Source organism: Luteibacter jiangsuensis (assembly GCF_011742555.1).
GTDB lineage: Bacteria > Pseudomonadota > Gammaproteobacteria > Xanthomonadales > Rhodanobacteraceae > Luteibacter > Luteibacter jiangsuensis.
Genome location: NZ_JAAQQR010000001.1, coordinates 302,554 through 320,146, shown reverse-complemented (window position 1 = coordinate 320,146; position 17,593 = coordinate 302,554). Strand labels below are relative to the sequence as shown.

The window sequence follows — 17,593 nt, the reverse complement described above, 5'->3', positions numbered from 1 at the left end:
AGGGAGGAGCTTGCTCCTCCCTTCATGTTTCATGACAACGGATATGAAAGCTCGTCGCGAGTGTGAAGCAGGTCCGTTCCGCGTTTGCCGAAATCATCGAATCATCATAATCGCGGACACCGCAATGGCATGATGGGGTAACGGCAAAGGGTGACCCTTGCAAGGCCTCCACTCGGGGGGCTTCTATGCAAAGGGGTAACACCATGCGTTGCGATTTTTCGATGGGAAACACCAGCATGAAGTTCGTCGCGGGCGCGCTCCTGCTGTGCCTCGCTTCCGCCGCCAGCGCGGGCACGATCGTCGGCGGTGGCGCCACGCTGCCGGCCATCGGCTACACGGGCACCGCGACCGGCACGCCGATCGTTCCGACCGCCGGTTCGCTGTTCGGCGTGTACGTCGCCAACCATAGCGGTACGGCCGTCACCTACTGCCCGACCGGCAGCGGCGCCGGCAAGCGGATCCTCGCCGGCAACGTCCCGGGCAACACCGTCAACGACGCCTGCCCCTCGGGTTTCGGCGGATCGGGCCTGACCCAGCCGCATTTCGCCGGTTCGGATGCTCCGCTGTCGACGGCCGAGTACAACGCCTACACCACCGGTCACGGCGCCACGGCCCAGCCGACGCAACTTCCGTCCATCGCGGGCGCCGTCGGCATCGTGTTCAAGAAGTCGGGCGTGAACGCCCTGACGCTCAATGAAGACCAGATCTGCGGCGTGTTCTCCGGCCAGATCAAGACCTGGCAGGACCTCAGCGCCGCCGGCGCCGTCGGCATTCCGGCCGGCACCACCGGTAACATCAACATCGCTTACCGCACCGACGGCAGCGGCACGTCGTTCTCGTTCCTGAACCATCTCTCGGCCGTGTGCCCGGGCGTCGCCAGCCATCCGGCCACCAGCTTCAAGACTCTTCAGGCCTATGCCACGGGCGCCGCGTCGTATTTCTCGTCGTATGCCAGCTCGTTCGGCGGAAACGGCAACGCCGGCGTGATCGCCGTGGTGGCCGGTACCGCCTCGGGTGCGCCGGCGGACGGCTCCATCGGCTACGCCGAAGTCGCCAACGGCGTGACCGGTGGCGTGCGCAACGCGTCGGTGACGAACCTGGCCGGCGTCACCGTCAATCCGGTTACCGGCTTCGGCCCGACCGCCGTGCCCGTCACGCTCACCTTCGACAAGGTCATCGCCGACAATCCGGATGCCAATGGCCGTCCGGTGCTGATCGACCTGCCGCTGACCAACGGCCAGCCGACGTCGAGCAACGGCTGCATCGCCGTGGTCGATCCGTCGACCTACGCCAGTCCGGCCTCGGGTTACCCGATCATTGCGGTCACCAGCCTGCTGGGCAACAAGCAGGGCAACCCGTCGGCCGACCTCGCCACCGTGCGCGGTCTCTTGAGCTCGCCGTACGACACGTCGATCCGCTCGTCGGTGACGAAGATCGGCCGCGCTGGCACGGGCTACGCCTGGCTCTCCAGCAGCGACCTGACGGCTGCCCGCGTCAACAGCTGCATCAACTAAGCCTCGCTTTCCGTCCAGGAAGGACGGGCGAAGGGGTGAGCATCGGCTCGCCCCTTCGCTTTGTCACATGCGCTGTCCATTCCCCGACTCGCGACTGAAACAATGCGGTGCAAGCCTCGCGTCATGGTCCGTCCAAGGAACACCAGCCGGCAGGGGGAGGCGGGTTTCAGCCTGCTGGAGATCATCGCGGCGATGCTCCTTCTCGCGCTGGCGTTCGGCGCCGTCATGCATGTGGCGGGCGCGGCCACCGAGGTGACGGGGCACGCAAGGGAGTTGAACCGCATCGCCATGCTGGCCGATGCGACGCTGGATGCCATCGGGCTACGCGAACCGCTCCGGGAAGGAATGCAGGAAGGAACCTACGACACACGCCATCGATGGCGCAGCGTCGTGTCCGCACAGACTCCATTTCCCGGCCAGTCGCCGGACCTGCGTGTCTATCGTATCGACCTCGACATCTTCTGGCGTGACGGGACCGCCGAGCGCAGCGCCCACTTCGCGACCTTGCGGCTGCAGGACGAGCCCAGGCCTGCATCCTCCACGTCGGTAGCCGGCCCGTGAACGCCACACGCGGCTTCAGCCTCATGGAAGTTCTTGCCGCACTGGCGCTCCTGGCGATCCTCCTCCTGAGCGTTTACTCCGGTGTCCGGTCCACGACGCTCAGTGTCGGCCACGGATCTTCGGTGATCGCGCGTATCGACGAGGCACGTGGTGCGCGCGAGTTCCTGCGGAGGCAACTGTCGTCCGCCACCGCGTTGCCTTGGAAGGTGCTTGACGGGAACGTGCCCGTGGTTTTCGAAGGCGACGCTTCGCGTCTTTGTTTCGTCTCGGCGTTGCCTGGTTACCTCGGCAAACTCGGGCCCCAGGTCATCGAGGTGGCGTTGGGCGACGATGGCGGGGACGGGCATTCGCTCGAGGCACGTCTTTCGCCGCTGCCTGGCAGCCAGGCGGGCGTCATCGCCGGTGCGCACGACGTCCTGCTGACCCATGTCCGCTCCCTGACGCTGCGTTACGCGCGCCGTGGTTCGTCCGCATGGCAGGACCGGTGGAACGATCCGATGGAGTTACCCGGTTCCATCGAGATCACCGTGGTGCCAGACGAAGGTGCCGATGCATGGCCTCCGCTGGTCGTCGCGCCACGGCAGGATCCCGATGCCGTGAACGTGCGCGGAGCCGCCCGCCACTTGCCGGACTTCGTGCGATGAACAACCGGCAGCAGGGCATTGCCCTCCTGGTCGTCTTGTGGGCATGTACCTTGCTCGCCATCCTCGTGGGCGGCTTCGCCGGCATCGCCCGGGTCGAAGCGTTGCAGACGCGCTTCACGCTCGGCCAGCAGCGCGCACGCTATGCGGCGGAAGCAGGCATCGTGCGGGCCATCGCCGTGGTCCAGGCGCGCCGGCGGCAGGCCTTGCTGGCCGACATGGGAGGCACGCCGTCGCAGGCGGACATCTTGCCGGGCGACGGCAGGTCGCTGGCGTTCGAGTTCGATCGCGTGCATGTCTCCGTGGGCATGCTGGACGAGACGGGAAAGGTGGATATCAACGGCGCGGAGCCGCGCGCGCTGAAAGCACTGTTCGTCGCTGCGGGTTGTCCTGTCGGTCGTGCCGACGAGCTCACCCGCCGTGTGCTGGAACGGCGCGGCCCCACGATGGAAGCGCCGGCGGACGATGGCGTCCCGCAGACTTCGGCATCCGCGGCAGGTGTTTCCATTCCTGACGGCAAGTACACGCCGTTCGTGGCGATCGAGGAACTTCAAGGCGTGCCCGGGATGGATCCCGACCTGTACGGCAGGCTGGAACCTGCCATCACCATCTGGTCGGGACAGGCCGCGCCGCAGCCCGACTTCGCACCCTTGCTCGCCATGGCCGCGGTGCGGGGCCTCGACCTGCGCACCGCGCAGGACGTAGTGCGCGCTCGGGACAGCGTTCCTCCCGGCACGCCGTTGACCCACCTGCCGGGCGGTATTGCGCTCGGGGGAGCGCTGCCTGGCAACACCATCACGTTTCGCGCCGACGCGGACGATGGACACGGAGGCCGCGCGACGGTAGAGGCCACGGTGCGGTTCCCGTTCGCCGCCCCGGAGCGCGGCCCGCATGAAACGTTGTACACCGTGCTGCGATGGCGGGATGGTCCCGCGAGCTGAGGTCGCCGCCCCGCGATGCGCGGTCGGCGCATTCTCAAGGAGCCTTGCCTGGAGGAGCCAAGCACACGCCGCGATCACGGACGGCGTCGCACATTGCCCCGGAGTGACTTTCACGAGGGGAGGGGGCTCCGGTGATCCACGATCTCGGCACCTGGTCGAAAGTGCTGGAACTGATGCCCACGGCGATGTTCGTGCGCGACGCCGCGCACCGCTGGGTGTTCGTGAACCGGATCGGCTGCGAAAGCTTCGGCGTATCCGCCGCGGATGTGTTGGGAAAGCGGGACGACGAGCTGTTCGCGCCGGACCAGGCCGCACGGTTCGCCGCCGGCGACGATGCGGTGCTGCGCAGCCACGAAGTGGTGGAGTCCGAAGAGACCGTCACCGACGTGCAGGGACGGGTCCGCACCCTCCTTACGCGGAAGACCTGCATCGACCTGGACGGATCGCCACACGTGCTGGCCTCGGTCACCGATATCACCGAACTGCGTGAGACCGAGGCGCAGGTGCGCTGGCTGGCCTGTCACGACGCCCTGACCGGGCTGGCGAATCGCACCGCCCTGTTCGGAAAGCTCGACGCGGCCATCGGGCGGGCTGCCGGCGGCGGTGTCACCGCCGTGCTCTTCTACCTCGATCTGGATGGCTTCAAGCGCGTCAACGATGCCTACGGGCATCATGCGGGCGATGAACTGCTGGTGGAGTTCGGCGCGCGCCTGCGAGGGCTGTTGAGGCCGACCGATACCGTGGCCCGCATCGGCGGCGACGAGTTCGCCGTGCTCGTGGAGGATGCCGCCGAACTCGACGTGCCGGCGCTGGCGGAGCGCATGCTCATCCTGGCATCCATGCCGTTCGACGTGACCTCGAACAAGGCGTTCATTGGAACATCGGTGGGCATCGTTCCCATAGATGCCCATGCCGTGGCATCGGGCGAATTGGCGCGCAAGGCCGACAGCGCCTTGTACGAGGCGAAACGGGGACGCAACCGTTATGTCGTGTACACCGACGAACTCGACTCCGCGCTGGCCCACCGCCGCGGCGTGGAACTCGCCCTGCGCGAAGCCTTGCGCACGGGTGAAGGCCTTGCGTGCCACTACCAACCCCTGGTGAGGGCGGCCGACGGCAAGGTGGTCGGTGTGGAAGCGCTGGCCCGATGGACGCATCCCCGGTTGGGATCCGTGCCGCCGGTGCAGTTCATCGCGGTGGCCGAGGAGACGGGCCTTATCGGTACGCTCGGCGAATGGATACTGCGCGAGGCCTGCACCAGGCTCGCCCCGTTCGAAGGTGTGTTCGTGGCGGTGAACGTGAGCGCGGTGCAGTTGCGCGACGACCGCTTCGCGGACATGGTGTTCGACGCGCTGGCCGCCTGCGGCATGCCCGCGCGGCGGCTGGAACTGGAGATTACCGAAACGGCCATCGTCAATGCCGATGCGGCGACCGTGCGCTTGTTGAAGCGTCTGCGCCGTGCAGGGGTGCGCATCTCGCTCGACGACTTCGGCACGGGCTATTCGAGCCTGACGCTGCTGAAAGACCTGGACGTCGACAAGGTGAAGATCGACCGGTCCTTCGTGCAGATGGCGCCCACGGCGGACGACTCGGCAGCGATTGTCAGGGCCGTGTCCAATCTCGGTGCGGCGCTGGGTCTTCGCGTCGTGGCGGAAGGCGTGGAAACGGAACAGCAACGCGTCTTTCTGCGCGAGGCCGGATGCGACGAGCTACAGGGCTATCTTTTCTCCGAAGCCGTGACGGAGGACCGCATCGAGTCGGTCCTCGGCGGCTTCGCGGCAGCGGTCGGCGTCTAGTCCGCCGTGTATGCGCCGGCCGGCATCGGCCAGGTGCGGCGGAGGTCGGGCATGCCCGGCATGGTGGTGGGTTGCGGCAGCGGCAGGGGCATCCGCAGTCCGGGCAGGCCGCCGGTGGCATCGCCCACGATCGCGATGACGCACCCGCCGCTCTCCTTCGACGTCCCGAAGGAAAGCCTTCCCCAGGGCATCTGCATGACCAGGTAGCGATTGGGCAGCATCGACGGGGCAGCCGGCAGGGCTGTCTCCGACGATGGGGCGTGGAAGGTGGTGTCGAGCCCCGAGCGCTGGAAGCACGGCTGCTGTTCGAGCTGGATGGAGGTGAAGCGGACGATGGGTACGTCGCCGCCTTCCTCGATGCCTCGCGCCTCGAGGGCGCTGACCCTGAAACCGTCGCGCGTGACGAAAGGCAAGCTGCGAACGATCTGTGGCGGAGCGTCGGCGGTCGGGTGCAGCCCTCCCGGCACCTTCTGCGACAGCGCATCCATGGCGTTGGGCAGCGTGCCCATGGTCGCGTTGATGATCTCGACCAGGGTCTTGTCGCTGCGCGGCACGCTCACGGGCTCGGCTCCCGCAGACATCATCGGGATCGCAAGCAGGGCCAGGGAGCGGAGGAGGCGCATGGGTTCGAGGCCAGTGGGGCAGTAATGGATGCTCTGAGTATCCCTAGTTTGCACGAGTTCAAAGCCCGTGGCCTGGGCCGGACGGCCCGAGCCTGCCGGACGCCTTGCAACCGGAGGGCACCGGCCGGATATCGTGGGGATCGCCTCTGGAACGCCCATGACCGCACTGCGCTTCGACAACGCCTTCGTCCGCGAACTTCCGGCCGATCCGGACACGGCGAACATTCCCAGACAGGTGACGGGCGCGGCATTTTCCCGGGTGGACCCCACGCCCGTGCCGGAACCGGCGGTCGTCGCGGTGTCGGACGATGTGGCGTCGATGCTGGGCGTCTCCGCCTCGGCGCCGGATTTTGCGCAGGTGTTCTCCGGTAACGCGCGCTGGACCGGCATGACCGGCTACGCCATGGCCTATGGCGGACACCAGTTCGGGCATTGGGCGGGCCAGCTCGGCGACGGCCGCGCCATCGGTCTCGGCGAAGTGCTCACCGAGCGCCACGGGCGGCAGGAGCTCCAGCTGAAAGGGGCGGGGCGCACGCCTTACTCGCGTGGGGCCGACGGCCGCGCGGTGCTGCGCTCTTCGATCCGCGAGTTCCTTTGCAGCGAGGCCATGCACCATCTGGGTATTCCCACTACGCGCGCGCTGTCCCTGGTGACCACGGGCGAGGCCGTCGTACGGGATGTGATGTACGACGGGCATCCCGCGCCCGAGCCGGGCGCCATCGTGTGCCGCGTGGCGCCATCGTTCATCCGATTCGGTTCGTTCGAACTGCCGTCGTCGCGCGGCGACACGGGGCTGCTGCGGCAGTGGGTGGATTTCACCCTCCCCATGCACTTCCCCGAGGCGGCGGCATTGCCTGCCGAAGCGGGCTATGCCGCCTTCTTCGCCGAGGTTTGCGAGCGCACCGCGGTGCTGATGGCGCACTGGATGCGGGTGGGCTTCGTGCACGGCGTGATGAACACCGACAACATGTCGATCCTCGGGCTCACCATCGACTACGGTCCGTATGGCTGGATCGACGACTTCGATCCGGACTGGACGCCGAACACCACCGACCGCACGCACCGGCGCTACCGCTTCGGGCAACAGCCGCAGGTGGGTTACTGGAACCTCCAGCGGCTGGCGCAGGCGTTATCTCCGCTGTTCGCGGACGTGGCGCCGCTGCAGGCGGGGCTGAATCGTTACGTGGAAACCTTCGAGGCCACGGACGCCGCGTTCTCGGCGGCGAAGCTGGGCCTCGCGAGGCAGATGCCCGGTGACGAGGACATGGTGTCCGACCTGCGCGGCCTGTTGCGGGCCGGCGGCATGGACATGACGCTCTTCTATCGCGACCTCGCCACGTTGGACCTCGCTTCGCCGCACGTGGACAGCGTGGCGGCGGCTTTCTACGAGGATGCGGGACGCGCCGCCGTGGAGGAACCGCTTTCGGCCTGGCTGCGCCGCTATGCCGCGCGCGTGCGCGCCGACGAGTCGGCGGAAGAAGCCCGGCTGTCGCTGATGCACGCAAGCAATCCGCGTTACGTGCTGCGCAATTACCTGGCCCAGCAGGCCATCGACAGGGCGGAGCAGGGCGACGATTCGGGTATCCGCGAACTGCTCGACACGCTTCGGCGGCCCTATGAAGAACAGCCGGGACGAGAGCACCTGGCGGGAAGGCGTCCGGATTGGGCGCGGGAACGCGTAGGTTGCTCGATGCTCTCCTGCAGCAGCTGATCGAAGGCCCGCGGACTGCGGCCGTACCGCTGGACGGCCCCTACGCTAGAATCGTCGGCCCCCTTTTCCTTACAGGCCTTTCGCGTTGTCCGCCGGTTCCGCTTCCGATGCCGCCCTCGATGCGCTCTTCGTGCCGTTCGCCGCGGGCGAACTGAAGCTCCCCGCGGATGGCGACCTCCTTGTCCTCCGTGCGCGCGACGGGTTCGCGCTGCGCGAACGGCGTCGTCCCGGCTGGATCCTGCAGCAGTCGTTCAAGCCGGCGGCCGATGCGCTGGCGCGATCCGGGTTCACGGTACGGCCGGAGGTTCCGGAAGGCCGATTCCCCGTCGTGATGGTGTTGCCGACGCGCCAGCGCGAGGAGTCACGTGCGCTCTTTGCGCAGGCCCTGTCGCTTGCCGGCAGCGACGGCATCGTGGTCGCGAGCGTCCCGAACGCCGAGGGCGCCAGGACCGCGGAGGCCGACCTGGCACGCCTCGCCGGTGGCGTGGCCTGCCTCTCGAAACACAAGTGCCGCGTGTTCTGGACCGCGCCAGGGAGCACGCCCGACGATGCCTTGCTTGCCGAATGGCTTGCGCTGGACGCGCCCACGCGAACGCTCGATGGCCGCTTTGCGACGCGGCGCGGCCTTTTTGCATGGGATCGCGTGGATACCGCTTCGGCCCTCCTTGCCGATGCATTGCCCGCGACGCTCGCGGGGCGCGTGGCGGATCTCGGCGCGGGATTCGGCTACCTCGCCTGCGAACTTCTCGCGCGCTGTGGCGGCGTGACGGCGGTGGATCTCTACGAAGCGGAAGCGCGCGCGCTCGAACCCGCCCGTACCAACCTCGACGCGGCCATGGCGCGCGCCGGCCGCACGGTGGCCGCGAGCGTGCGCTGGCATGACGTCACCCACGGTATCGATACCGGCTACGACGTCGTCGTGGCCAATCCGCCGTTCCATCAGGGACGCGCCGACGACCCGTCGCTGGGCCGTGCCTTCATCGCGGCGGCCGCCGCCGGGCTGGCCGGGCACGGCAGTTTCTGGATGGTGGCGAACCGTCACCTTGCTTACGAATCCACCCTCGACGCCTGTTTCGCGAACGTGCGAACGGTCGTCGAGCGCGACGGCTTCAAGGTCGTCGAAGCCAGGGAACCCCGCCGATGAAACTCGTACGCCTCCTGGCGAACCTCGGTTATGGCAGCCGCAAGCAGGTCGCCGCGATGTTCCGCGAGGGGCTGGTGACCGACGTCGCCGGCGAGGTGCTCTACGCCGACGACAAGGTCGACCACGCCGACGTGCGCTTCGACGGCGAGCCGCTCGATCCGCCGCAGGGCATGCTGCTGATGCTCAACAAACCGGTGGGCTACACCTGTTCCCGGAAGGACGTCGGCCGCCTCGTCTACGACCTGTTGCCGCCACGCTTCGCGCTGCGTAACCCAGTGCTCTCCACCGTGGGCCGGCTCGACCGCGACACGTCCGGCCTTCTCCTGTTCACCGACGACGGCCAGCTTTTGCATCGCATCATTTCGCCGAAGGCATCGGTCAGCAAGGTGTACGACGCCACCCTCGCCGCGGATCTGCGCGGCGACGAGGCCGCCACGTTCGCGGCGGGAACGCTGATGCTCGAAGGCGAGACCACGCCGTTGGAACCGGCCTCCATGGACGTGCTGGATTCGCGTCGCGTCCGTATCACCCTCACCGAAGGCCGTTACCACCAGGTTCGCCGGATGTTCGCCGCGGTGGGCAACCACGTGGAAACCCTGGAACGCGTGGCGCTTGGCGGCCTGACGCTCGACGGCTTGCCGAGCGGCGAGTGGCGACTGTTGACGGCCGCGGATACCGCCCGCATTTTCGCGTAACCGCTGGCCCGGGGCGGCTCGTGCTGGACGCTTCACGACCCTGGGTGCAGTATCGGGATTCCTCGAATACCTAAGGAGTGCACGATGAATCGTATTGCCGTTGCCATGGCCGGGCTGCTCGTCTGCGCCGGCGCGCAGGCCGCCGACAAGAGCGTGACCGTGCCGATGCACATGGTGAGCGCGACGGGCTCGGGCGCGTCCGTGGGCACGATCACGGTGACCGAAAGCGCGGGTGGCCTCGTGTTCACCCCGAACCTCAAGGGGCTGCCTCCGGGTGAGCACGGTTTCCACTTGCACGAGAAACCCAGCTGCGATCCTGGCGAGAAGGACGGCAAGAAGGGCGCCGCGCTGGCTGCGGGCGGTCATTACGACCCCGCGCACACCGGCAAGCATGAAGGTCCGGAATCCGCCGCGGGCCACGAAGGCGACCTGCCGAAGATCACGGTCGGTGCGGACGGCACGGATACCACGGCGGTGACGGCGCCGCGCCTGAAGTCCATCGCCACCCTCAAGGGCCACGCCCTCATGATCCACGCCGGCGGCGACAACTATTCCGACAAGCCCGAAGCACTGGGTGGTGGCGGCGCGCGGATCGCCTGCGGCGTCGTCAAGTAAGGACGCGATGTCCCAGGCCGGTCTTTTCGGTGCGGAGCCGCTCGTGATCGTCGACGACGAGCACGGGCGCTTCGCCTACGAGCCGGCCCTGGTGGGGCCGGAAAGGGCGGCGGCATGGTTCGCCGCCCTGCTGGCCGACACTCCCTGGGAGGCGCAGCGGCGCTCGATGTACGGTCGCGAAGTGGACGTGCCGCGGCTGGTGCAGCACTACGCGCTGGACGAGCCCGGCTTGCCGCCGGTGCTTGGCGAGGCGGCACGCGAGGTGATCGCGCATACCGGCGTTCGGTTCACCTCGGTCGGGCTCAACCTGTATCGTGACGGCCGCGACAGTGTGGCACCGCATAACGATCATCTCGAGGAGCTGACGGAAGGCGAGCCCATCGCGCTCTTGTCGCTCGGCGCGACACGGCGCATGGCCCTGCGCGAACGGGAGCCGCCGAAACGCGCGTTCGACATCGACATGGAGCCGGGCAGCCTGCTCACGATGAGTTACGCCACCCAGTTCCACTACGACCACGGCATTCCGAAGACGCGCTCGGCCGTCGGTCCACGCATCAGCCTCGCCTTCCGGGTGCGGCCGGGTGGCAAGGCGGGTGGGCGCCGCTACATCAGCAAGCGGTCGGCGCCCTAGCACCCGCGCCGAACATCAGAAGAGGTCGATGCTTCCCAGCGCCACGGACGACGCCAGTTCGCCGCGGGCCTTCAGCGATTCATAACCATGAACGGCGTCGCGGCCGTTCTGTTTGGCGAAATACAGGGCCTTGTCCGCGCGGTCGAGCACGATCTCCGGGTAATCGTTCTCGGTGATACGCGCGAAGCCGATGCTTACGGTGACGTGCCCCACCTGGGGATACGCATGGCCGGCCACGAAGCGCCGGAAGCGGTCGAGAATGGATTGAGCCGCGTCCTCGTCGCGGGCCTCGATGAGCATCACGAATTCCTCGCCGCCGAAACGGAAGAGCACGTCGCCTTGCCGGAAGCTTGCGCGCATCTGCTGGGCGAGCATGAGGATCACCTCGTCGCCGTAGACATGCCCGTAGGTGTCGTTGATGCGCTTGAAATGATCGATGTCGAGGATCGCCAGGAACAGCTGGGCGGCGTGATCCAGGGACTGACGCTGCTCCTCGCCTTCCGGCGACGCGGCTCGTGCCCGTTGGCGCTGGAGCTTGAGCAGCCGCTGCAGGCGTTGCTCGAAGCTGCGACGGTTGTAGAGGCCGGTGAGCTTGTCGCGTTCGCTCTCGTTGAGCAGGGCGCTGTAATTGCCGTAGATGCGGGCGAAGCCCTCCACCATCGAGCGCACTTCGTAGAGCGAATCCGGGGCTTCCAGCATGAGGGCGCCGATGGCCGCGTGCTCGCGCAGGATGGGAATGACCAGGCGGCTGTTGCCGTTCTCGGTGATGTCGCTGATGGCTTCCAGCGTTTCCATGGCGCACACCATCGTGTCGATGGGATCGCCTTCGCGGTCGGGTTCGATCGCTTCGACGACGAGGCCGCCTTCGGCGTTCCGCGAACACACGACGATCGATTCGACCGGGTGCTGCGGGGTGTCGCCCCGCTTGCACAGCGTGACGCTGGTGACGGGGACCAGTTCGGCGAGCGAGAGCACCACGCTGTGGTCCAGGGCGTCGATGTCCCGGTGGTGCGTGAACTCCGCGACCGAGTCGAGCAGCCGGGACTCCGGCAGTGTGCCGAGGAGGGCGTGCCACGGAGCTTTCATGGCGGCGGGCTTCACGCCGCCGACCCGTCGCAATATGGGCTACTGAATCGCACCGACCACTTCCTCCCCCGAGTGGGGCGCGCCACGGCGGCCGCCCCTGTGTGTCTGTCCGGCGATCCGGCGAGGACCCACAAAGGGTAGGTCGGCCGGAAAGCCGGTAACTTTAGGGCTAAAGCGGCAAGATGTAAAAAAATGTGAATCCGCTCACACTCTTGGCCTTCACAAAAGTGAAGACATGAGCTAAGGCCCCTAGTCTCCCTCCAGCCAGCCGCGCCATTTGAAGAACAGCACCGGCAACAGGATGCTGAGCAGGATGGCCGCGATCGCCATGGGGTAGCCGTACGTCCAGTCGAGCTCCGGCATCCGCTTGAAGTTCATGCCCCACACGCCTGCGAGGATCACGGGCGGGATGGTGGCCACCGAGGTGACCGTCAGCACCTTCATCACGTGGTTCTGGTCGGTGCTGATGAAGCCGAGGCTGGCATCGAGCAGGAACTGCAGCTTGTTGGTGACCTGGTCGTCGAACTCGTCGAGCGTGCGCAGGTCGTGATCCACCACGCGCAGCCGCACTTCCACGTCGTCGGACATCCATTCCGGTTTCTTCGCGCGAACGAATGACACGATGCGCTGCACGCCGAGCATGGACGAGCGGTTGCGGGCCTGTTCGCCCTCGAGCCGGCCCACCTCGAGCATGCAGTTGCGCAGGGCCGGGGTGCCGAGGCGGGCGGGGGTGAAGATGCGATCCGACAGTTTCTTCAGGTCGGCGGAAACGTCTTCCATGCGCTTGGCGGCGAGGTTCACGATCGCCTCGATCAGCGTGGCGAGGGCGTCGGCACTGGATTCCCACCGATGGGACTCGCAGCTCTGGCTGGCAAGCTCGAAGGCTGGCGACGCCTCGAAGCGAAGCGTCATGAGCACCTGGTGCGTGACCACGATCCCCACGGGGGCCGCGTGGTTGGTGCCGGTGTCGGCGAAATAGGGTATCGACAGGTACATCGCATCGTCGTCCGTGCGGATGCGGCTGGACAGTGCGAGGCTAACGATGTCGCCACGTTCCGGCACGCGCAGTCCGGTAATTTCCGCCGCGCAGCGGCGTTCGTCTTCGCTGGGATCGAGCAGGTCGATCCAGATGGGGGCGGCCGGCTTGCCCATGCCCTTGGTCCACTGGACGGGTTGGCCCTGGTGGCCGTGTTCGTGAATGGTCAGCACGTGAGGCTCGTTCTCGGCGTGGGTGCGCGGGCAGTCTACGCTTCCGTGCTGTGTGGAAAACGCGCATGCTTCCGGGGTCCCGACGGAGCCCCCCCCATGAGCGATAAGGCCACCCCCCTCGAAATCATCCACGACAGCAAGGCGCACGCGTTCTCGACGGTGGTCGACGGCTACCGTTGCGAGGTGGATTACACCTTGCAGGGCGACGTCATGACCATCACCCACACGGGTGTGCCGGATCCCGTCGGCGGACGTGGCATTGCGAACCTGCTCACCCGGTTTGCGGTGCAGGTGGCCGAGGCGAACAAGTGGAAGATCCGCCCCGCATGTTCTTACGCGGCCACGTGGTTCAAGCGGAATCCGGAGTACGCACACCTGCTCGCGTAATCCTCGAAGCGGCGCCGTGCACGGGTGTTCACGTACGTGTTAGGTTTCACGCTTCGCACACAGACCAGGGCCACCCATGCGTACGAAGTGGATCGCCGCGGCCGCCGCGCTCGCCTGCGCGGGCGCCGCCCATGCCGACACGTCCCCCGCCAAGTCAGCCGAAGATCCGCGGATAGCGCACATCCTCGAAGCCCTGGGCAAGGTCCGGTCGGTCGGTTCGGTATCCATCTCGCCTGACGCGAAACACCTGGCCTGGACGGTGAAGACGGACGGCAAGCAGGTGCTGCAGGTGGCCGATGTCGACGGCGGCAGCCCGCGCCGGGTCACGGCGACGAAAGGTTGCAGCGAAACGGAGGCCATCTGGGCTCCGGATTCGCGCCACCTGGCCTTTCTTTCCGACTGCGCGGGCAAGGCGCCGGGCGTGGAGGAGGGCAAGCAGAACGACATCAACGTCGTGGACGTGACGGCCAAGGCCGCAGCGAAGCGCATCACCCACCTCAAGGGTTACGTGCAGGGCCTGGAATGGCGCCCCGACGGAAAGGCCATCGGCTTCCTGTATGTGCCGAACGCCACGCGGCGCGCCAGCGCGACGGCGGCCGCCAAGCCGCAGTTGGGCGAGATCGGCGTGGAAGGCAACGAGGTGCAGCAGGTTGCAACCGTGGATGTCGCCGGCGGTGCCGTGCGCACCCTGACCCCGGACGAACTGCACGTCTACGAGTTTTCCTTCTCGCCCAACGGCGACCGCATCGCTTACGTGGCCGCGCCGCCTCCCGGCGACAACAACTGGTGGGTGGCTAGGCTCTACGCGCAGCCGGCCACCGCCGGCGCGAAGGCGGTGGCCCTCGTCGACACCGTGCAGCTTTCCGGCCCGCTGAAAGATCTGCAACTGGCCGTGCCACGCTTCTCGCCGGACGGCACCCGCATCGCCTTCGTCGGCGGGCTCATGAGCGACCAGGGGTCGACCGGCGGCGATATCTGGACGGTTGCCGCCAACGGGAGCGGCGAGCCCGTCGACGTCACGCCGGGCATCCACACCACGCCGGCCTGGCTTGCCTGGACGGGCACCGACCGCCTCCTGGTGGCCGAACACGCTGCCGGCATGAGCCGCGTCTCCACCTACACCCTCTCGGAAGCCGGTTCGAAGGCCGCGATGCTGTTCGAGACTCCGATGACCATCGGCGACGGCCGCCTCTCCCTGTCGCTCTCGCTGAGCGCCGATGCCGGCAAGGCCGCCTTTGCCGCCAGCTCGTTCGACAAGGCGCCGGAAGTGCAGGTCGCCACGCTGGACGGTGGCTCCATGCCCAAGACGGTCACCTCGTTCAACGCGGGGCTGAAACCGTCCTGGGGCAAGGCCGAGTCCATCACCTGGACGAACGAGGGCCACGACGTCCAGGGCTGGCTGCTGTACCCGGCGAACTACGATCCGTCGAAGCGCTACGGCATGATCGTCGCGATCCACGGCGGCCCCGCCGCCATGGTTTCGCCGCGCTGGCCGGGGGTGGGTTATGGCGGCGCGGCCTTTTCGGCGCTGGGGTATTTCGTCTTCATGCCCAACCCGCGGGGCAGCTTCGGGCAGGGCGAGGCCTTCGTGCAGGCCAACCGGAAGGATTTCGGCTATGGCGACATGCGCGACGTGCTTGCGGGCGTCGACGTCATCGAAAAAAACCACCCGGTGGACGACAAGCGCCTGGGCCTCACCGGCTGGAGCTATGGCGGGTTCATGACGATGTTCGGCGTCACCCAGACGGGCCGCTTCCGCGCGGCAGTGGCGGGCGCCGGCATCTCCAACTGGCAGAGCTACTACGGCCAGAACCTCATCGACCAGTGGATGAAGCCGTTCTTCGGCGCGTCGGTCTACGACAATCCTGCGGTCTACGCGAAAAGCTCGGCCATCAACTTCATCAAGCAGGTGAAGACGCCCACTCTCATCGTCGTGGGCGAGCGCGACGCGGAATGCCCCGCGCCGCAGTCGTTCGAGTTCTGGCATGCCCTGCGCGCCCAGGGCGTCCCTACCTCCCTGGTGGTCTACCCGGGCGAGGGCCATGGGTTCGCGCGCGAGGCCAACCGCCGCGACGTGCTGGCACGGGCCCTTTCCTGGTTCGACCGTTATCTGTCGGGGAAGGGCGATTGACCGACCGTCCAGCGGGCTTTCCCGAGCGGCGGATTGCGTTTTTTCGCCGAGCCAGCATCATGCGCCAAGGGCCGGTCGTCTCACTCCGCGGAAAGACGCCGGGACGATTCGTCGCGAGGGGCTAAAGTCGGGGGCGGTTGTGGCCGATAATCCGAGGGACAAGTGGCATCGCGCCCGATCCTTCCCCGGGATGCGCGTCGTCCTTGGACATTTCGTTGAAACCGCGGGCCGGCGGCCGTCCATGCCGGCTGGCGACGTGTCCCGGAATCCGGGCCGGAGCTTGGTGTGCTGACACATCGTAGCGTCGAGATCGGCATCCACCTTGCCGAGTCGAAGTGCGCGCACTGGTCCGTCTTCGGGCCGGGCGAGGTACCCGGCTGCGCCACGTTCAGCACCGTGGGGGCCGGACTCGGGTGGATGCTGGCGCTCGTGGTGGTCTGCGGCCTGGCCGCCACGGTCATTGCCTGGCTGCTCGGCCAGCGCAGGCGCCTCCACGCGAAGCTGGAAGACCCACGCGAACAGGCCAGCCGGGCCCTGGCCTTCCATGCCTACCACGACACGCTCACCGGCCTGCCGAACCGCGCCTACCTCATGCGGGAGCTGGAAAAGGCACTGGGGGCGCCGAATGTGGCCCTGGCGGTGATGTTCATCGATCTGGACGGCTTCAAGTCCATCAACGACACCCTCGGCCACGAAGCGGGGGACACCTTCCTGCGTGCCGTGGCCTCGTCCCTGCGCAGCAGCGTGCGTGAGAGAGACACTGTGTCGCGTTTCGGCGGCGACGAGTTCGTGGTGATCGTGCAGGCTTACGGCGGCATGGAAAACCTGGTTCGTGTCTGCCGCAAGGTGCTGGACCTCGTTTCCAAGCCCGTGAACGTGTCGGGCCAGTTCGTGGCCGTCAGCCCGAGCATCGGCGTGGCCGTGGCGCCGCAGGACGGCATGGTGGCCGAGACGCTGCTGCGCAACGCCGATGCCGCGATGTACGCGGTGAAGGAAACCGGCAAGGCGGACTTCCGTTTTTACGAGGAAGGCATGCTCGAGCGGGCGCGCGAACGCCTGGCTCTCACGGTGGAACTGCGCGAGGCCCTGCAGGCGGGCGAGCTCACCGTGGAATATCAGCCCAAGCGCAACCTGCGCGACGGCACGCTGGCCGGGGTGGAGGCGCTTGCCCGCTGGCCGCATCCGGTCCGGGGCGACGTGCCGCCAGGCGTGTTCGTGGAGATCGCGGAACGCTCGGGTCTCATCCACGCGCTGGGCGAGTATGTCCTTCGCGCCGTGCTCAACCAGTTGCAGGCCTGGGATGCCGCGGGCACGGTGGTGGACTATGTGGCCATCAACCTGTCCATGCACGAACTCAGCCGCCCGGCCTTCGTCGACACGCTGCACCGTGCGGTGCGGTCGTACGGGGTGGATCCCACCCGCATCCGCTTCGAACTCACCGAATCCACGGCCATGCGCCAGCCCGAAGAAACCATGCGCCAGCTGGTGAAGCTGCGCTCGCACGGTTTCGACCTGCTGATCGACGATTTCGGTGCCGGGTACTGGAACTTGAGCCACCTGCGCGAACTGCCGGTGGGCACGATCAAGATCGACCAGTCGTTCGTGCGCGGCAGCAGCTCCAACCTGGCCGATCGCGAGATCACCGAGGCCATCGTCGGCCTCGCCAAGAAGCTGAACATGCGCACGATCGCCGAAGGCGTCGAAACCGAGGCGCAGGCCGAATGGCTGCGGGACCTTGGCTGCGACATCGGGCAGGGATACTTTTTCGCCCGCCCCATGAGCCCCGATGCCTTCGTGCGGTACCTCGATCCGACCATGGCTTATGCGAGCTGACCGCCAGCCGCGGCCCGCTCGTCTCCCGCGTTTCCGAGCACGTCTGTTCGCCCTTGCAAGCGGGCTTTGCTGCCT

At 67.3% G+C, this 17,593-nt stretch carries 16 protein-coding genes; 13 read left to right on the top strand and 3 right to left on the bottom strand.

Annotated features, from left to right (window positions below; all coding sequences use genetic code 11):
* Positions 1 to 236 precede the first annotated feature (236 nt).
* The 5 genes from HBF26_RS01300 to HBF26_RS01280 all read left to right on the top strand — a co-directional run bounded on the left by HBF26_RS01300 (position 237) and on the right by HBF26_RS01280 (position 5,453).
* On the top strand, positions 237 to 1,514 hold the full coding sequence (locus HBF26_RS01300; protein WP_167122308.1) for a substrate-binding domain-containing protein: 1,278 nt from the start codon (positions 237 to 239) through the stop codon (positions 1,512 to 1,514).
* 123 nt (positions 1,515 to 1,637) lie between these two features.
* Complete coding sequence (locus HBF26_RS01295) at positions 1,638 to 2,075, top strand: prepilin-type cleavage/methylation domain-containing protein (protein ID WP_167122306.1); 438 nt, start codon at positions 1,638 to 1,640, stop codon at positions 2,073 to 2,075.
* Positions 2,072 to 2,719, top strand: a complete 648-nt coding sequence (locus HBF26_RS01290) for a prepilin-type N-terminal cleavage/methylation domain-containing protein (protein WP_167122304.1) — start codon at positions 2,072 to 2,074, stop codon at positions 2,717 to 2,719. Before HBF26_RS01295 ends, HBF26_RS01290 begins: the two co-directional genes overlap by 4 nt.
* The gene (locus tag HBF26_RS01285) at positions 2,716 to 3,657 is read left to right on the top strand and encodes a type II secretion system minor pseudopilin (RefSeq protein WP_167122302.1); all 942 of its coding nucleotides are present in this window, start codon (positions 2,716 to 2,718) and stop codon (positions 3,655 to 3,657) included. The genes HBF26_RS01290 and HBF26_RS01285 overlap by 4 nt, the downstream gene beginning before the upstream one ends.
* A 131-nt stretch (positions 3,658 to 3,788) precedes the next feature.
* Complete coding sequence (locus HBF26_RS01280; RefSeq protein ID WP_167122300.1) at positions 3,789 to 5,453, top strand: EAL domain-containing protein; 1,665 nt, start codon at positions 3,789 to 3,791, stop codon at positions 5,451 to 5,453.
* On the opposite strand, the gene HBF26_RS01275 is transcribed toward HBF26_RS01280, so the two are convergent.
* Complete coding sequence (locus HBF26_RS01275; RefSeq protein ID WP_167122298.1) at positions 5,450 to 6,076, bottom strand: hypothetical protein; 627 nt, start codon at positions 6,074 to 6,076, stop codon at positions 5,450 to 5,452. The genes HBF26_RS01280 and HBF26_RS01275 overlap by 4 nt on opposite strands.
* 157 nt (positions 6,077 to 6,233) lie before the next feature.
* Between HBF26_RS01275 and HBF26_RS01270 the strand changes: the two genes are divergently transcribed.
* From HBF26_RS01270 to HBF26_RS01250, 5 genes are all read left to right on the top strand, one after another.
* A complete protein-coding gene (locus HBF26_RS01270; RefSeq protein ID WP_167122296.1) occupies positions 6,234 to 7,787 on the top strand; it encodes a protein adenylyltransferase SelO in 1,554 nt (517 codons plus the stop codon).
* Between the two features lie 85 nt (positions 7,788 to 7,872).
* Entirely contained in the window at positions 7,873 to 8,931 is a 1,059-nt protein-coding gene (locus HBF26_RS01265) for a class I SAM-dependent methyltransferase (RefSeq protein WP_167122294.1), read from the top strand.
* Entirely contained in the window at positions 8,928 to 9,626 is a 699-nt protein-coding gene (locus HBF26_RS01260; RefSeq protein WP_167122292.1) for a pseudouridine synthase, read from the top strand. Before HBF26_RS01265 ends, HBF26_RS01260 begins: the two co-directional genes overlap by 4 nt.
* Positions 9,627 to 9,710: 84 nt before the next feature.
* Positions 9,711 to 10,241, top strand: coding sequence for a superoxide dismutase family protein (gene sodC / locus HBF26_RS01255; protein WP_167122290.1), 531 nt, complete (start codon positions 9,711 to 9,713; stop codon positions 10,239 to 10,241).
* 7 nt (positions 10,242 to 10,248) lie between these two features.
* Positions 10,249 to 10,872 carry an alpha-ketoglutarate-dependent dioxygenase AlkB gene (locus HBF26_RS01250; protein ID WP_167122288.1) on the top strand — a complete coding sequence of 208 codons (624 nt, stop codon included), beginning with the start codon at positions 10,249 to 10,251 and terminating at the stop codon, positions 10,870 to 10,872.
* 15 nt (positions 10,873 to 10,887) lie between these two features.
* Here HBF26_RS01250 and HBF26_RS01245 read toward each other — a convergent pair whose 3' ends face one another.
* Positions 10,888 to 11,958, bottom strand: a complete 1,071-nt coding sequence (locus tag HBF26_RS01245; protein ID WP_167122286.1) for a GGDEF domain-containing protein — start codon at positions 11,956 to 11,958, stop codon at positions 10,888 to 10,890.
* 249 nt (positions 11,959 to 12,207) lie between these two features.
* On the bottom strand, positions 12,208 to 13,167 hold the full coding sequence (locus HBF26_RS01240; protein WP_167122284.1) for a CorA family divalent cation transporter: 960 nt from the start codon (positions 13,165 to 13,167) through the stop codon (positions 12,208 to 12,210).
* Positions 13,168 to 13,263: 96 nt separating this feature from the next.
* On the opposite strand from HBF26_RS01240, the gene HBF26_RS01235 reads away from it, so the two are divergent.
* The 3 genes from HBF26_RS01235 (at position 13,264) to HBF26_RS01225 (ending at position 17,518) form a co-directional block, all read left to right on the top strand.
* On the top strand, positions 13,264 to 13,554 hold the full coding sequence (locus HBF26_RS01235) for a GNAT family N-acetyltransferase (RefSeq protein ID WP_167122282.1): 291 nt from the start codon (positions 13,264 to 13,266) through the stop codon (positions 13,552 to 13,554).
* Between the two features lie 76 nt (positions 13,555 to 13,630).
* Complete coding sequence (locus tag HBF26_RS01230) at positions 13,631 to 15,685, top strand: alpha/beta hydrolase family protein (protein ID WP_167122280.1); 2,055 nt, start codon at positions 13,631 to 13,633, stop codon at positions 15,683 to 15,685.
* A gap of 285 nt (positions 15,686 to 15,970) precedes the next feature.
* The gene (locus tag HBF26_RS01225; protein WP_167122278.1) at positions 15,971 to 17,518 is read left to right on the top strand and encodes an EAL domain-containing protein; all 1,548 of its coding nucleotides are present in this window, start codon (positions 15,971 to 15,973) and stop codon (positions 17,516 to 17,518) included.
* Positions 17,519 to 17,593 lie beyond the last annotated feature (75 nt).

Coding starts and splice junctions, on each gene's coding strand:
- HBF26_RS01250 (WP_167122288.1), top strand. CDS start 10,249: ATGTCCCAGGCCGGTCTTTTCGGTGCGGAGCCGCTCGTGATCGTCGAC.
- HBF26_RS01295 (WP_167122306.1), top strand. CDS start 1,638: ATGGTCCGTCCAAGGAACACCAGCCGGCAGGGGGAGGCGGGTTTCAGC.
- HBF26_RS01260 (WP_167122292.1), top strand. CDS start 8,928: ATGAAACTCGTACGCCTCCTGGCGAACCTCGGTTATGGCAGCCGCAAG.
- sodC (WP_167122290.1), top strand. CDS start 9,711: ATGAATCGTATTGCCGTTGCCATGGCCGGGCTGCTCGTCTGCGCCGGC.
- HBF26_RS01230 (WP_167122280.1), top strand. CDS start 13,631: ATGCGTACGAAGTGGATCGCCGCGGCCGCCGCGCTCGCCTGCGCGGGC.
- HBF26_RS01275 (WP_167122298.1), bottom strand. CDS start 6,076: ATGCGCCTCCTCCGCTCCCTGGCCCTGCTTGCGATCCCGATGATGTCT.
- HBF26_RS01270 (WP_167122296.1), top strand. CDS start 6,234: ATGACCGCACTGCGCTTCGACAACGCCTTCGTCCGCGAACTTCCGGCC.
- HBF26_RS01235 (WP_167122282.1), top strand. CDS start 13,264: ATGAGCGATAAGGCCACCCCCCTCGAAATCATCCACGACAGCAAGGCG.
- HBF26_RS01285 (WP_167122302.1), top strand. CDS start 2,716: ATGAACAACCGGCAGCAGGGCATTGCCCTCCTGGTCGTCTTGTGGGCA.
- HBF26_RS01245 (WP_167122286.1), bottom strand. CDS start 11,958: ATGAAAGCTCCGTGGCACGCCCTCCTCGGCACACTGCCGGAGTCCCGG.
- HBF26_RS01300 (WP_167122308.1), top strand. CDS start 237: ATGAAGTTCGTCGCGGGCGCGCTCCTGCTGTGCCTCGCTTCCGCCGCC.